This window comes from Pseudomonas sp. DE0157 (assembly GCF_007678615.1).
Taxonomy (GTDB): domain Bacteria; phylum Pseudomonadota; class Gammaproteobacteria; order Pseudomonadales; family Pseudomonadaceae; genus Aquipseudomonas; species Aquipseudomonas parafulva_B.
Genome location: NZ_VEJN01000002.1, coordinates 37,140 through 52,381, shown reverse-complemented (window position 1 = coordinate 52,381; position 15,242 = coordinate 37,140). Strand labels below are relative to the sequence as shown.

Genomic DNA, 15,242 nt, shown 5'->3' with positions numbered 1-15,242 from the left:
CCAGAAAAAACCCCGGCCTGGGCCGGGGTTGGTCATCACTCGTCGAGGAAGGAGCGCAAGTGCTCGCTTCGAGTCGGGTGCCGCAGCTTTCGCAACGCCTTCGCCTCGATCTGACGGATCCGCTCGCGGGTCACGTCGAACTGCTTGCCCACTTCTTCAAGGGTGTGATCGGTGTTCATGTCGATGCCGAAACGCATGCGCAGCACCTTGGCTTCACGTGCAGTGAGGCCCGACAACACATCGCGGGTCGCTTCCTTGAGGCTTTCGACCGTGGCCACGTCGATCGGGGACTGCATGGTCGAGTCCTCGATGAAGTCACCCAGGTGCGAGTCTTCATCGTCACCGATCGGGGTTTCCATGGAGATCGGCTCTTTGGCGATCTTCAGTACCTTGCGGATCTTGTCCTCAGGCATTTCCATGCGCTCGCCCAACTCTTCCGGGGTCGGCTCACGACCCATTTCCTGCAGCATCTGCCGGGAAATGCGGTTGAGCTTGTTGATCGTTTCGATCATGTGCACCGGAATACGAATGGTGCGTGCCTGGTCGGCGATGGAGCGGGTGATCGCCTGACGAATCCACCAGGTGGCATAGGTCGAGAACTTGTAACCGCGACGGTATTCGAACTTGTCCACAGCCTTCATCAAGCCGATGTTGCCTTCCTGAATCAGGTCCAGGAACTGCAGGCCACGGTTGGTGTACTTCTTGGCGATGGAGATCACCAGACGCAGGTTGGCCTCGACCATTTCCTTCTTGGCGCGGCGAGCCTTGGCTTCGCCAATCGACATGCGACGGTTGATTTCCTTGATCTCGGCAACGGTCAGGCCGGTTTCGGTCTCAAGGTCGATCAGTTTCTGCTGGCAGGCAACGATGGCTGCGTCTTTTTCACCCAGGGCCGCAGCCCATTTGGTGTTGCGCTTGGCAAGGTCACCGCTCCAGGTCTGGTCGGTTTCGTTGCTCGGGAACATGCGCAGGAAGTCGGCACGCGGCATACGGGCATCACGCACGCACAGCTGCATGATGGCGCGTTCTTGCTGACGCAGGCGGCTCAATGCGCTGCGAACACGCTCGACCAGCACTTCGAACTGCTTGGGGACCAGCTTGATCGGCATGAACAGATCGGCCAGCGCCTGCAGGGCAGCAACGCTTTCCTTGTGCTCACGACCGTTCTTCTTCAGGACCTTGTTGGTGGCCTGAAGCTGATCCGAGACCGCGCCGAAGCGTTGAGCTGCAACGACAGGGTCCGGACCGCTTTCGGTCTCTTCCTCGTCGTCACTGTCAGACTCTTCTTCCTCGTCCTCGGACTCTTCCTTCGCAGCGGCAGTCTTGGCGCCTGGAATCGGCACTTCATCTGTCGGTGCCGCGATGTTGTCATCGGGATCGATGTAACCACTGAGGACGTCCGACAGACGGCCACCTTCGGTGGTGACGCGGTCGTACTCGCCGAGAATGTAATCCACAGTGCCCGGGAAGTGGGCGATGGCGCCCATGACTTCACGAATGCCTTCTTCGATCCGCTTGGCGATTTCGATCTCGCCTTCACGGGTCAGCAGCTCGACAGTACCCATTTCACGCATGTACATGCGTACCGGGTCGGTCGTGCGGCCGATATCGGTCTCAACTGCCGCCAACGCAGCAGCGGCTTCTTCGGCCGCGGCTTCGTCGGTGTCGGCTTCCGCCAACAGAAGGGCATCCGCATCCGGAGCACTCTCGAATACGTTGATCCCCATGTCGTTGATCATGCGGATGATGTCTTCCACCTGTTCAGGATCTGAAATATCCTCAGGCAGGTGGTCGTTGACCTCCGCGTAAGTCAGGTAGCCCTGCTCACGACCGCGGGTGATCAACTCTTTGATACGAGACTGCTGTTGCGCTTTTCCGGACATAACACCCTATCCACTGAAGGTCTTGGCGGGCAAAAAACAAGCCGAGGATTATACCCGAGCATGGACCTCACGCGCCAGATGAGGTCGGGTTTTGTGCGGGAACATTCCGGCTCAACAAGGCGAGAAGCTGGGTTTTTTCCTCGCTGGTCAATTCGCTTTGACGGGATTTCCTGAGCAGTTGTTCCAGACTTCGCTCACGTTGGCGAGCGGACAAGCTAGTAATGGTGTCGAAAAACTGTTGTTCAAGGTTGTCGGCCACGATCAGCCATTCCTTCTCCGCCAACGCCCGCAGCAGGCGACCTTGTTCGGTGCCATGCCAGCGTGCGATCAACTGCATTGAGCTTAGCCCAGGATTTTTCTGTGCAGCTTCGATCAATGCCACCAGCAGTTGGCTGTAGAGCTGTTCTTCGTCGGCAAAATGGCTGGCGTCTTCCACCTTGCCGGCCAGGAGCGGGTGATGCAACAGCGTGCGCAGCGCCGCCAGCGTAGGCGGTTCGACCGGTGCCGGCACGCGGGGCGGGGGCTCGTCACGCTGCCACTGCTTGCCGCCCTTGCGATGCTTGTCCCAGGGTTTGTCGCTCCAGGCTTTCTTGCCGCCGGCCTTTTTGGGCGTCCAGGCCTGTTCCTGATGAGCGCCAGCATAATCGGGCTGCGGCATGTCGGCGTAATCAGGCGTGTAGCTGACCATGGCATCGTAGTCATAGCCTGGGTCGTAATCTGCGCTGGGCGCCGCGGGGGCCTGTTGCGCCAGTTGCTCAACCTGCTGCGGATCGAGCCCGGTGATTTCCCGCAAGCGGTTGCGCATCAGTTGACGCAGGTTGGCGCCCGGGATTTTTTCGATCAACGGTGCAGCCAGGGTGGCCATGTGCGCCTTGCCTTCGAGCGAGCGAGGGTCTGCCTCGATGCTCAGCTGCTCGAAGAAGTAGTCAGCCAATGGTTGCGCGTGCTGGTTGATGCGGGCCATGAAGGCGTCGGTGCCTTCGGCGCGGACCAAGCTGTCTGGGTCTTCGCCTTCAGGCAGGAACAGAAAACGCGCGCGACGGCCGTCCTGCAGGTTCGACAGGGCGGACTCCAGCGCTCGCCAGGCCGCCTTGCGCCCGGCCTGGTCGCCGTCGAAGCAGAACAGTACGCTCGGTACCACGCGAAACAGGCGCTTGAGGTGCTCTTCGCTGGTGGCGGTGCCCAGGGTGGCCACGGCGTTGCGCAACCCCTGCTGGGCCAGGGCAATCACGTCCATGTAGCCCTCGACCACGATGATTTCGTCGAGGTTGCGGTTGTGCTTGCGGGCCTCGTACAGCCCGTACAGCTCCTGGCCCTTGTGGAACACAGGCGTTTCGGGAGAGTTCAGGTACTTGGGCTTGTCGTCACCTAGCACCCTGCCGCCGAAGGCGATAATGCGGCCACGGCTGTCGCGAATCGGAAACATCACCCGATCGCGGAAGCGGTCGTAGCGTTTGCCGGTTTCGGCATTCTCGATCAGCAGGCCGGCATCGATCATGACCTTCTGCTGTAGCGTGTCGGCACCCAGGTGCTTGAGCAGGTTGTCCCAGCCAGGCGGCGCGAAACCCAGGCCGAAGTCGCGCGCCACTTCGCCGGATAAACCGCGGCCTTTCAGGTACTCCACCGCTGCCTTGCGGGTCGGGTGACTGCGCAGGGCTTGGCGGTAGAACTCCGAGGCGGCATCCAGCAGCGGATACAACGGTGAGTCGGTCGGCTGGCGCGGTTTCTGGTCGCGCCGGCCTTGCTCGCGCGGGACTTCCATGCCTGCCGCTCGTGCCAGTTCCTCGACGGCCTGGGGGAAATCCAGGTTGTCGTGGTCCATGACGAAGCCAAGGGCGTTGCCACCGGCGCCGCAACCAAAGCAGTAATAGAACTGCTTGTCGGGGCTCACGGTGAAGGAGGGGGTCTTTTCCTTGTGGAACGGGCAACAGGCAGAATAATTCTTGCCGGTTTTTTTCAGTTGGACACGGGAGCTGACCACGTCGACGATGTCGAGGCGGTTGATGAGGTCGTCGATGAAACTCTGGGGAATCAGCCCGGCCATGGCAGTCTCGTCAATCTGGCAACTGGCAAGTCTAATCGCTCACGCGCCGAATGCAGCGGGTGATGCTTGAAGCTATGCGGGGAATAAGTGCCCGTCGCCGGCCCATGAGGCCCGTCAGTCGGACGTGCACGCCTGGCCTACAACACAATGACCAGTTCTGACGTTTCAGGCAGGTTGCCCGCATGCACGGTGCTTGAACATGTGCATGGAGCCTTGAGCAAGCTGCTCAAGTTTGAAACGACCACTGCCATCGCCCGGTGGTTAACCGGGCAGGGCAGAAGCTTTGCGATGAACGTCTGTATTAGTACAGACGAACGGCGCGGCGCTGTTCGCGCTGAACTTTCTTGGCGTGACGTTTGACAGCGGCAGCTGCCTTACGCTTACGCTCTGCGGTCGGCTTCTCGTAAAACTCGCGGCTACGAACTTCAGCCAGTACACCGGCTTTTTCGCAGGAGCGCTTGAAACGACGCAGAGCTACGTCGAAGGGTTCGTTCTCTTTAACTTTGACGGCTGGCATCCAGGGCTACCTTAATTCATTACCGGGGTAGACGCGCTCCTGGCAAAACAAAGGTGTGCTGGAGAACGTCGGTTTTCAAGGGTTGCGGATGTTAACCCTTAGCAAGCCGGAATGCAAAGCCTCTGATCGAAAACCGCTGGTCGGCACCTTGCACGAGGACTATCATGCGCGCCTTCGAATTCAGCCCCCACAAGGGACGAGCCCATGCTAGTACTGGGATTGGAAACATCCTGCGACGAAACCGGCGTCGCATTATACGACAGTGAACGGGGCCTGCTGGCCGATGCGCTGTTCAGTCAGATCGATCTGCACCGCGTGTTTGGCGGCGTGGTGCCCGAACTCGCGTCGCGCGACCACGTCAAGCGCATGCTGCCGCTGATTCGCCAAGTGCTGGACGAAGCGGGTTGCGTGGCCACCGAAATCGACGCCATCGCGTATACAGCAGGCCCCGGGCTGGTCGGCGCACTCCTGGTCGGTGCCTCCTGCGCCCAGGCCCTGGCCTTTGCCTGGGACATCCCGGCCATCGGTGTACACCACATGGAAGGCCACTTGCTGGCGCCCATGCTGGAAGAAAACCCGCCGGCGTTTCCGTTCGTTGCCTTGTTGGTTTCCGGCGGTCATACCCAGCTGGTACGCGTCGATGGCATTGGTCAGTACGAATTGCTGGGCGAGAGCCTGGACGATGCGGCCGGCGAGGCGTTCGACAAGACCGCCAAGCTCATCGGCCTGAACTACCCTGGTGGGCCGGAAATTGCCCGGCTTGCCGAGCGCGGCACACCGGGCCGGTTCGTGTTTCCTCGGCCGATGACCGATCGGCCAGGCCTGGCAATGAGCTTCAGTGGCCTGAAAACCTTCGCCCTCAATACCTGGCAGCAGTGCCGGGAGGCTGGTGACGACAACGAACAAACCCGTTGCGACGTGTCCCTGGCGTTCCAGCAGGCGGTGGTAGAGACTTTGACCATCAAGTGCAAGCGGGCACTCAAGCAGACGGGCCTCAAGCGGTTGGTCATTGCCGGGGGGGTCAGCGCCAACAAGGCCCTGCGCGCTTCGCTGGAAGACATGCTCGGCAACCTCAAGGGCAATGTCTATTACGCCCGTCCGCAGTTCTGCACTGACAATGGGGCCATGATCGCCTATGCCGGTTGCCAGCGGCTGCTGGCGGGGCAGCAGCAAGACCTGGCGATCAGCGTGCAGGCGCGTTGGCCGATGGAGCAGTTGCCGCCTCTGTAGGGGTCAGAAGTGCCGCTCGCGGCCTGCAAACAGGTCACGCAGGTTACTGCGATGGCGCCATACGATCAGGACGGTCAGTACCGTCATCGGCAGCAGGGCCTCGGGCTGGCGCCAGGCCAGCAATGGCAGGGTCAGCGGTGTAGCGATCAGCGCAGCCAGGGAGCTGGTACGGGTGAGGTACAGGGTCAGCACCCAGGCAACGATGGCCAGCAACGCGGCAGGCAAGTACAGGCCGACCAGCATGCCAGCCGCGGTCGCCACGCCCTTGCCACCGCGAAAGCGAAAGTACACGGGGAACAGGTGGCCCAGCACTGCACAGATACCGATCCAGGCCTGCGCGTGCAGGTCCAGCCCGGCAAGGCGGGCGAGCATTACCGGCAACAGCCCCTTGCACAGGTCGCCAAGCAGGGTCAGGATCGCCATCTTGCGCCCTGCCAGGCGCAGCATGTTGGTAGCGCCGGCATTGCCCGAACCACTGCAACGCGGGTCCGGGCTGCCCGCAAGGCGGCTCAGGACAATGGCGAAGGACAGCGAGCCGAGCAGGTAGGCGAGCAGCGCCAGTAACCAAAACATGCTAACTATTCCGGGCGAGGACGCCCTGATTCTAACGGCGCCAGTCGCCCTTGTCGTGCTGTGGAGAGAAGTGCTTGGACAGAGTGTTCATCGAAGGCCTGGAAGTCGATACCGTGATCGGTGCCTATGACTGGGAGCGGGATATTCGCCAGTGCCTGCGTCTTGACCTGAGCTTCGCCTGGGATAACAGGCCTGCGGCCGCAGGCGACGACCTCGCCCTGGCGCTCGATTACGCGAGCGTTTCGACGCGCATCCAGGGGTTTGCCGAGCAGGCACGCTTCGAGTTGGTCGAAACCTTCGCCGAGCGCTTGGTTGCCGTGTTGATGGACGAGTTCGGCATCCCCTGGGTGCGCTTGAAGCTCACCAAGCCGGGCGCAGTGCCGGCAGCGCGCGGTGGTGTTGGCGTGGAGATCGAGCGCGGATGTCTCTGAGCACGGTATACCTGGGCCTTGGCAGCAACGTCGATCGGCATACCCACCTGTGTGCCGGTCTCGATGCGCTGGCGGCCATTCTGACCGACATGCGTTGCTCGCCCGCGTTCGAAAGCCAGGCGGTGGGCATCAAGAGCGGGCCGTTCATCAATTTTGTGGTGACCGGACAGACGACGCTACCGTTGATCGAACTGGACCGGCGGCTGAAATTCATCGAGGCCGACAATGGCCGGTATGCCCCTGATCGACTCGGCCTGCCGCTGGATATCGACGTGCTGATGTATGACGACCTGCATGGCACTTTCGACGGGCTGGTGCTGCCCCGGGCTGAGATTCTGAAAAATGCCTTCGTGCTGTGGCCGTTGTCGCTACTGGCGCCTGATCTGGTGCACCCGGGTGTAGGCAAAACCATGGCGCAGGTGTGGCAAGAGTCGCAGATCGATCAGGTCCTGGCGCCCGTCGCCTTCGAGTGGCGCGGGTTGCAACTGACGCCTGCCTGAGGCTCATACCGTCGCACACAATGCCCAGCATGCCGGCCATCAGCTGCTGCTGGGGTTGTCGCGCAGGTCGAGCGCGAGCTGCGCGACATTGTAGCTAGCTGCCCTTGTAGGCATCGAGCGCCTGCAAGCGCTCATTTTTCAAGGCCTCACCCAGCGCCTGGCCGGTGAAACCAGCCTGAACCAGCGGCTTTACATCCACGGCCCGGGCAGCGGCCATAGCCCCTTGCAGGTAGTCTGCCTGCCGGTAGTCTGTCTGTCCGTTGCCCTGCGCGATCGCTCGACAGGCTGCTAGAAAGTCCTCGAAACGCTGCGGCCTGCGGTAAACGTCGAACGTTTGCAACAGATCCAACAGCGTCTGGGCAGGCAGCTCTAACGCCTTGTTGGCCTGCTCCAGGCACTGGCTGGTCAGCATCGACAGATCCTGGCACTCCCGCGGGGTCTTCAGGCGCTGATTGAGCGCCTTGATCGACGCGGTTGGTAAAGGATGCAGCAGACAGGCCCAGCGTACGGGCAACGCAAGCTGATGCCGGGCTGCCTGTTCCAGTGCGACCAGGGTCTGGGGATGAGGCTCCAGTTCCGGCAGCAGCACGTGCAGGGCATTGCATGCTCGCAGGACTTCGAAGAACACCTTGGGGTGCGCCTCCATCAATGCCCGCTCGATTTCCTTCCAGGTGCGTTCTGCCGTTAACGCCAGCAGTTCACCCGAAGCGCTGATGTGCTGCATCAAGCCCAGCGTGTCGTCGGCCACTTTGAAGCCCAACGGCGCATAACGCGCTGCAAAACGAGCGACGCGCAGCACACGCAGTGGATCTTCGGCAAACGCGGGCGAAACGTGGCGAAGCAGGCGCCGATCAAGGTCGGCCTTGCCCTGATAAGGGTCGTAGAGGGTGCCGTCCGCGTCCTCCGCCATCGCGTTAATGGTCAGGTCGCGGCGTATCAGGTCTTGCTCGAGCGTGACGTCCGGGCTTGCGTGAAAGGTGAACCCGCCGTAGCCCCTGCCGCTCTTTCGCTCGGTACGGGCCAACGCATATTCCTGGCCGGTCTTGGGATGCAGAAACACCGGAAAGTCTGCGCCAACCGGGCGGAACCCTTTGGCAAGCATGTCTTCAACCGTGGCGCCTACCACGAGCCAGTCGATATCGGTGACCGGGCGGCCGAGTAGGCGGTCGCGTACTGCGCCCCCCACTTTGTAAATGTGCATAAGTAACTCCCCCTGATTGCCGACAGCATAACCTGCCGACCGCCAGGGGGCGCATCACAGGTGGTGAATGACCGCCATGTCCAGGCGCCCGTAGTCAGAACCTTCGCCGTGCTCGCCACGAGGGGGCATGTGATGGGTTTTCATCACCTGGTCGCCTTGCACGGTTTCCAGGTGAATATCGAACCCCCACAACCGATGCAGGTGCTTGAGTACCTCTTCGGTCGAATCCCCCAAGGGCTTGCGGTTGTGTTGCTGGTGCCGAAGCGTCAGCGACCGATCTCCGCGACGATCGACGCTCCATATCTGAACGTTCGGCTCGCGATTGCCGAGGTTATATTGGGCGGCCAATTGTTCGCGGATGGTGCGATAGCCTGCATCGTCGTGGATGGCAGGCACGTACAGTTCGTCCCGCTGGTCATCGTCCAGGATGCTGAACAGTTTCAGATCACGCATCACCTTGGGCGATAAGTATTGAAGGATGAAGCTTTCGTCCTTGAAGCTGCTCATGGCGAACTTGAGGGTTGAAAGCCAATCGCTGCCGGCAATGTCCGGAAACCAGTGGCGATCTTCCTCGGTGGGTGCCTCACACATGCGCCGAATGTCGGTATACATGGCAAAGCCCAACGCGTAAGGGTTGATGCCGTTGTAATAGGGGCTATCGAAACCAGGCTGGAAGACCACGCTGGTATGGGACTGAAGGAACTCCATCATGAAGCCTTCGGTGATCAGCCCCTCGTCATACAGATCGTTCATCAGCGTGTAGTGCCAGAAGGTCGCCCAGCCTTCGTTCATCACCTGTGTCTGGCGCTGTGGATAGAAATACTGGGCGATCTTGCGCACGATCCGCACCACCTCGCGCTGCCAGGGTTCGAGTAGCGGTGCGTTCTTCTCGATGAAGTAGAGGATGTTTTCCTGAGGTTCGGCGGGGAAGCGCACGTCGTCCCGTTCACTGGTCTTGTCGGCACTTTTGGGAATGGTGCGCCACAGGTCGTTGATCTGCCGTTGGAGGTGTTCCTCCCGATCCTTCTGCCGGCGACGCTCTTCTTCGGCAGAAATGGGATAGGGGCGCTTGTAGCGGTCCACCCCGTAATTCATCAGGGCGTGGCAAGAGTCGATGAGGTCTTCCACCGCATCGATCCCGTGACGCTCCTCGCACTGGGCGATGTACTGCTTGGCAAAGACCAGGTAATCGATGATCGAGCTGGCATCGGTCCAGGTGCGGAACAGGTAGTTGCCCTTGAAGAAACTGTTGTGCCCATAGCACGCATGAGCGATCACTAGGGCCTGCATGCACATGGTGTTCTCTTCCATGAGATAGGCGATGCAGGGGTCGGAGTTGATGACGATTTCGTAAGCAAGCCCCATTTGCCCGCGGCTGTAGGATTTCTCGGTACTGAGGAATTGCTTGCCGTAGGACCAGTGGTGATAACCCAGCGGCATGCCGACCGAAGCGTAGGCGTCCATCATCTGCTCGGCGGTGATTACCTCGATCTGATTGGGGTAGGTGTCCAAGGCGTAACGTTCGGCCAGGCGGCCGATTTCCCGGTCATAGGTTCGGATCAGGTCGAACGTCCACTCTGAGCCGGTGGAGATGGGCTGGCGTCTCTGTGCTCTGGCGGTCATGTGGCTAACCTGCGCTGGAAGAGTTCACGGAAGACCGGGTAGATATCGCCGGCCGATACCAATTGCTGTTGCGCGAACGTATCGGGGAAGGCATCGCCGATACGTTCGTACTCGTACCAGAGCGCCTGATGTTCACGTGGGGTGATTTCCACGTAAGTGTAGTACTGAACGTGCGGCATGATCTGCCGGGTGAGGATGTCGCGGCAGATCGGTGAGTCGTCGTTCCAGTTATCGCCATCCGACGCCTGGGCCGCGTAGATGTTCCAGTCACTTGCTGGGTAGCGTTCGGCCATGATTTCCTGCATCAGCTTCAAGGCACTGGAGACGATGGTGCCGCCGGTTTCGCGACTGTAGAAGAACTCTTCTTCATCCACCTCGCGCGCGCTGGTGTGGTGCCGTATGAACACGACTTCGATCCGGTCGTAGTTACGCTTGAGGAACAGATACAGCAGGATGAAGAAGCGCTTGGCGATATCCTTGGTGGCCTGGGTCATCGAGCCCGAAACGTCCATCAGGCAGAACATGACAGCCTTGGAGCTGGGGTTCGGTTGCTTCACCAGCAGGTTGTATTTGAGGTCGAAGGTGTCGAGGAAGGGCAGCCGATTGATACGCGCCTTCAACCGCTCGATCTCCTGCTCGGTTTCCTGGATGTCCGTAAAGTTGTCAGGCTCCTCGACGCGCAGGCGGGCAAGCTCCTTCTGGGCTTCGCGAAGCAGGGCGCGGCTGCTGCCGGTCAATGCGATGCGCCGAGCATGGGCCGAGCGCAGTGTGCGTACGATATTGATACGTGACGGGTTGCCCTCGCTTGCGATACCGGCGCGCACGTTCTTGAACGTGTCTGCACCCGTCAGGTGACGCTTGACCAGGTTGGGCAACTCCAGGTCCTCGAACATGAACTCCAGGAACTCCTCCTGGGTGATCTGGAAAACGAAGTCGTCCATGCCGTCACCGGCATTGCCGGCCTTGCCACGGCCACTGCCGCCGCCACCACCCTGCGGACGGGGGATATGCTCACCTGCGGTGAATTCCTTGTTGCCCGGGTGTACGACGGTCTGCTTGCCGCCACGGCCATGGTGCAGCACTGGCTCGTCGATATCACGGCCTGGGATGCTGATCTGCTCACCGTGCTCCATGTCCGTGATGGAGCGGCGACTGACCGCTTCTTCCACGGCCTTTTTGATGTGATCACGGTACCGGCGCAAAAAGCGCTGGCGGTTGACCGTGCTCTTGTTCTTGCCATTCAGGCGTCGGTCGATAACGTAGCTCATGGTTCCTCCTGCGGGGAGCAGCTGCAAGCCATAAGCTTCAAGCTGCAAGAAAGAGCAGCCGCCGCAGCTGCGGGCACTGGCGCCGAGGGGTGCACGGCGCCGGCCAGCGTGAAGCCTGCGGCTTGTCGCTTGCCGCTTTATTGCGATTTCCTGACCCGCAGGTACCATTCCGACAGCAGACGTACCTGCTTGTCGGTGTAGCCACGCTCCACCATGCGCGTGACGAAGTCGTTGTGTTTCTGTTGATCCTCCTTGCTGGCCTTGGCGTTGAAGCTGATGACAGGCAGCAAGTCTTCGGTGTTGGAGAACATTTTCTTCTCGATCACAACCCGCAGCTTCTCGTAGCTGAGCCAGCTTGGGTTCTTGCCGTTGTTGTTGGCCCGGGCGCGCAGCACGAAGTTGACGATCTCGTTGCGGAAGTCTTTGGGGTTGCTGATACCCGCCGGTTTCTCGATCTTCTCCAGCTCTTCGTTCAGGGCGATGCGGTTGAGAATCTCGCCAGTTTCCGGATCGCGGTACTCCTGATCCTGGATCCAGAAGTCGGCGTACAGCACATAACGGTCGAAGATGTTCTGGCCGTACTCGCTGTAGGACTCCAAGTAAGCTGTCTGGATTTCTTTGCCGATGAACTCGATGTACCGGGGGGCCAGGTATTCCTTCAGGTAGCGCAGGTAGCGTTCACGCACCTCGGCCGGGAATTGTTCCTGTTCGATCTGCTGCTCGAGCACATACAGCAGGTGCACCGGGTTGGCCGCCACTTCGTGAGGGTCGAAGTTGAACACCTTGGACAGGATCTTGAAGGCGAAGCGGGTCGACAGGCCGTTCATACCTTCATCGACGCCTGCCGAGTCGCGGTATTCCTGGATGGACTTGGCCTTGGGGTCGGTGTCTTTGAGGTTTTCGCCGTCGTACACCCGCATCTTCGAATAGATGTTGGAGTTGTCAGGCTCCTTGAGGCGCGAGAGGACGGTGAACTGGGCCAGCATTTTCAGCGTGTCCGGGGCGCAATGGGCCTTGGACAGCGAGCTGTTGATCAGCAGCTTGTCGTAGATGCGGATCTCGTCGCTGACCCGCAGGCAGTAAGGCACCTTCACGATGTAGATACGGTCAATGAAAGCTTCGTTGTTCTTGTTGTTGCGGAAGGTGTGCCATTCGGACTCGTTGGAGTGCGCCAGCAGGATCCCGGAGTAGGGAATAGCGCCCAGGCCTTCGGTGCTGTTGTAGTTGCCTTCCTGGGTGGCCGTCAGCAGGGGGTGAAGCACCTTGATGGGCGCCTTGAACATCTCGACGAATTCCATCAAGCCCTGGTTGGCTCGGCAAAGCGCGCCTGAATAACTGTAGGCGTCGGCGTCGTTCTGCGGGAATTCTTCAAGCTTGCGGATATCCACCTTGCCCACGAGTGCAGAGATGTCTTGGTTGTTCTCGTCGCCAGGCTCGGTCTTGGCGATGGCAATCTGGTTGAGGATGGAGGGGTAGAGCTTGACCACCTTGAACTTGCTGATATCGCCGCCGAATTCCTGCAAGCGCTTGGTGGCCCACGGCGACATGATGGTGTTCAGGTAGCGCCGCGGGATGCCGTACTCTTCCTCGAGAATGGCCCCGTCTTCGGTGGCGTTGAACAACCCCAGCGGCGACTCGAAGACCGGCGACCCCTTGATGGCGTAGAAGGGCACCCGCTCCATGAGTTGCTTGAGCTTTTCGGCCAGGGAGGATTTACCGCCACCCACCGGGCCAAGCAGGTAAAGAATCTGCTTCTTCTCTTCCAGGCCTTGGGCGGCATGGCGGAAGTACGACACGATCTGGTCGATGCACTCTTCCATGCCATGGAAGTCGGCAAAGGCCGGATAGCGCCGGATCATCTTGTTGGAAAAGATGCGCGACAGCCTAGAGTTGGTAGAGGTGTCGATCAGCTCTGGCTCACCGATGGCCATCAACAGGCGCTCGGATGCCGATGCGTAGGCGCTACGATCCTCCTTGCACAGTTCCAGGTACTCCTGCAGCGAGAGTTCTTCTTGGCGCGTGGACTCGAAGCGTTGTTGGAAGTGGCTAAAAATACTCATGACGTCACCTCGCTCGATACGTTGAGACGACGCCGGATCAGTCAGCTGATGCTGGTATGCAAGCGGCATTGCCGGTTGCCATATACCCCCCAAACACCCTATAGCGCTACCGATGACCCGCACGCCGGTGTACCGGCTCTCCCCTTTTTCCGGATGGCCTGCGCTTAAGGATAGTTGGTAATCGGCAAGGTCAAGGGCACGGGTGACGGAAGTTGCTAGCGACCGTTCGTCAGAACGGTCTCCAGCCCGCGCATGGCGCGGGCTGCAGTGACAATGAAAAATTTATTCTTCAATGCCTTGGGCGGTTTCGGCAGGATAGGTCGAGCGCCATAGCTCGAAGCCACCATCGACACTGTACACGTCGGAAAAGCCTTGTCCTACCAGGTAGGCAGCTGCGCTTTGGCTCGAATTGCCGTGGTAGCAGACGACCAGCGTCGGTGCGTCCAGGTCGGCATTGCGAATGAAGTCGGCGACCGAGTGGTTGTCCAGGTGGCGGGCACCAGTGATGTGACCTGCTGCGTAGGCCTGCGGGTCACGAATGTCGACCACGACGGCACCTTGCGCACGCAGGGCCAGGGCCTGTTCGGGAGGGATGCGCTTGAATTCGCTCATGGAGTTGGCTCTGTTCCGGGTTGATCGTTGAAGGTTGGAATTGGCGCCGCAGGGCGCAGGGTGCCGTCATCGGCACAATCGCAATGGTGGTACTGGCCGTCATCGACGTTGTACAGGGTCATGGACCCACCCCATACGCAGCCTGTGTCCAGCGCAATGACTCCGGGTTCCTCGACCTGGCCCTGCAAGGCGGCCCAGTGCCCGAAGATGATCTTCACGTGACGCGAACGCCGACCTTTGTGGGCGAACCAGGGCTTGTACCCTTTGGGGGCGCTGTCCAGCCCTTCCTTGCTCTTGAATTCAAGTTTGCCTTCTGCGGTGCAGAAGCGCATGCGCGTCAGGTAATTGGTAATGACCCTGAGGCGTTCGACACCCGCCAGACGCTTGCTCCACTTGGCGGGCTCGTTGCCGTACATACCGTCCAGATACAGCGGCAGACGGCTGTCATCGCGCAGTACTTCTTCGACTTCGGCAGCCAGCTCCAGGGCTTTGCCCAGTGTCCATTGCGGGGGAATGCCCGCGTGTACCAAGGCGATGCCGCGCGGTTCATCGTAATGCAGCAGCTTTTGCTGGCGCAGCCAGTCGAGCAGCTGGTCGGCGTCAGGGGCCTCGATGATTTCGCGCAACGTGTCGCTCTTCTTGAGACGTTCGACGTTGCGCCAGGCCGCAAGCAGGTGCAGGTCATGGTTGCCCAGCACGCAGGTGAGCGACTGGCGAATCGAATACAAATAGCGCAGCGTCTCGAGCGACTCGGGGCCACGGTTCACCAGGTCGCCGACCAGCCACAACTTGTCCACAGCCGGGTCGAAGCGCACACGTTCAAGCAGGCATTTGAGCGGCTGCAGGCATCCTTGCAAGTCACCGACGGCGTACGTGGCCATCAGTGCAGCGCCCCAGGTACTGCCAGGCGGAACGGCGCGATCTGTGCGTCGAAGCGCTTGCCGTCCTCGGCAAACATTTCGTAGCTGCCCTGCATGGTTCCAACGCGGGTGGTGATGACGGCGCCGCTGCTGTAGGTATGGCTCTGGCCTGGCTCAATCGTAGGTTGTTGACCGACCACGCCAGAGCCTTGCACCTCTTCGACCTCGCCATCACCGTTGGTGATCAGCCAGTGCCGGGACAGCAGCCTGGCCTTGAGCGAGCCATTGTTATGGATCGTGATGGTGTAGGCGAAAGCGAAACGGCTGCTTTCAGGGTCGGATTGCTCTTTGAGGTAACGGGTCACGACGCTGACGTCGATCTGATAGCGAGGGTCGGTCATGCAAGGGCCTTGGGGAACTGACGCAATGATGCAGTCTAG

14 protein-coding genes are annotated in these 15,242 nt (G+C 60.3%); 3 read left to right on the top strand and 11 right to left on the bottom strand.

Going from position 1 to position 15,242, the window contains the following annotated elements:
- Positions 1–35: 35 nt before the first annotated feature.
- The 3 genes from rpoD to rpsU form a co-directional block, all read right to left on the bottom strand.
- Positions 36–1,883, bottom strand: a complete 1,848-nt coding sequence (rpoD, locus tag FS777_RS02970) for an RNA polymerase sigma factor RpoD (RefSeq protein WP_058639614.1) — start codon at positions 1,881–1,883, stop codon at positions 36–38.
- Positions 1,884–1,950: 67 nt separating this feature from the next.
- Positions 1,951–3,927, bottom strand: a complete 1,977-nt coding sequence (dnaG, locus tag FS777_RS02965; protein WP_058639613.1) for a DNA primase — start codon at positions 3,925–3,927, stop codon at positions 1,951–1,953.
- A gap of 301 nt (positions 3,928–4,228) precedes the next feature.
- Complete coding sequence (gene rpsU / locus FS777_RS02960) at positions 4,229–4,444, bottom strand: 30S ribosomal protein S21 (RefSeq protein ID WP_003255575.1); 216 nt, start codon at positions 4,442–4,444, stop codon at positions 4,229–4,231.
- A gap of 204 nt (positions 4,445–4,648) precedes the next feature.
- On the opposite strand from rpsU, the gene tsaD reads away from it, so the two are divergent.
- On the top strand, positions 4,649–5,674 hold the full coding sequence (gene tsaD, locus FS777_RS02955; RefSeq protein WP_058603029.1) for a tRNA (adenosine(37)-N6)-threonylcarbamoyltransferase complex transferase subunit TsaD: 1,026 nt from the start codon (positions 4,649–4,651) through the stop codon (positions 5,672–5,674).
- Positions 5,675–5,677: 3 nt separating this feature from the next.
- Here tsaD and plsY read toward each other — a convergent pair whose 3' ends face one another.
- A complete protein-coding gene (plsY, locus tag FS777_RS02950; protein WP_058603030.1) occupies positions 5,678–6,247 on the bottom strand; it encodes a glycerol-3-phosphate 1-O-acyltransferase PlsY in 570 nt (189 codons plus the stop codon).
- A gap of 74 nt (positions 6,248–6,321) precedes the next feature.
- Between plsY and folB the strand changes: the two genes are divergently transcribed.
- Both folB and folK read left to right on the top strand, forming a co-directional pair.
- Positions 6,322–6,678, top strand: coding sequence for a dihydroneopterin aldolase (gene folB, locus FS777_RS02945; RefSeq protein WP_027913621.1), 357 nt, complete (start codon positions 6,322–6,324; stop codon positions 6,676–6,678).
- Positions 6,669–7,178, top strand: coding sequence for a 2-amino-4-hydroxy-6-hydroxymethyldihydropteridine diphosphokinase (gene folK, locus FS777_RS02940; RefSeq protein ID WP_058639612.1), 510 nt, complete (start codon positions 6,669–6,671; stop codon positions 7,176–7,178). Before folB ends, folK begins: the two co-directional genes overlap by 10 nt.
- Before the next feature lie 94 nt (positions 7,179–7,272).
- On the opposite strand, the gene FS777_RS02935 is transcribed toward folK, so the two are convergent.
- The 7 genes from FS777_RS02935 to apaG all read right to left on the bottom strand — a co-directional run bounded on the left by FS777_RS02935 (position 7,273) and on the right by apaG (position 15,203).
- Positions 7,273–8,379 carry a multifunctional CCA addition/repair protein gene (locus FS777_RS02935; protein ID WP_058639611.1) on the bottom strand — a complete coding sequence of 369 codons (1,107 nt, stop codon included), beginning with the start codon at positions 8,377–8,379 and terminating at the stop codon, positions 7,273–7,275.
- A 54-nt stretch (positions 8,380–8,433) separates the two neighbouring features.
- Positions 8,434–10,002, bottom strand: coding sequence for a SpoVR family protein (locus FS777_RS02930; RefSeq protein ID WP_058639610.1), 1,569 nt, complete (start codon positions 10,000–10,002; stop codon positions 8,434–8,436).
- Complete coding sequence (locus FS777_RS02925) at positions 9,999–11,270, bottom strand: YeaH/YhbH family protein (protein WP_058639609.1); 1,272 nt, start codon at positions 11,268–11,270, stop codon at positions 9,999–10,001. Before FS777_RS02925 ends, FS777_RS02930 begins: the two co-directional genes overlap by 4 nt.
- A gap of 137 nt (positions 11,271–11,407) precedes the next feature.
- Complete coding sequence (locus FS777_RS02920) at positions 11,408–13,330, bottom strand: PrkA family serine protein kinase (RefSeq protein ID WP_058639617.1); 1,923 nt, start codon at positions 13,328–13,330, stop codon at positions 11,408–11,410.
- 282 nt (positions 13,331–13,612) lie between these two features.
- On the bottom strand, positions 13,613–13,942 hold the full coding sequence (gene glpE, locus FS777_RS02915; RefSeq protein WP_058603036.1) for a thiosulfate sulfurtransferase GlpE: 330 nt from the start codon (positions 13,940–13,942) through the stop codon (positions 13,613–13,615).
- Positions 13,939–14,823, bottom strand: coding sequence for a symmetrical bis(5'-nucleosyl)-tetraphosphatase (locus FS777_RS02910; RefSeq protein WP_145253931.1), 885 nt, complete (start codon positions 14,821–14,823; stop codon positions 13,939–13,941). Before FS777_RS02910 ends, glpE begins: the two co-directional genes overlap by 4 nt.
- Positions 14,823–15,203 (bottom strand): Co2+/Mg2+ efflux protein ApaG, encoded by a 381-nt coding sequence (gene apaG / locus FS777_RS02905; protein WP_058603038.1) that lies wholly within the window; start codon positions 15,201–15,203, stop codon positions 14,823–14,825. Before apaG ends, FS777_RS02910 begins: the two co-directional genes overlap by 1 nt.
- Positions 15,204–15,242: the final 39 nt, after the last annotated feature.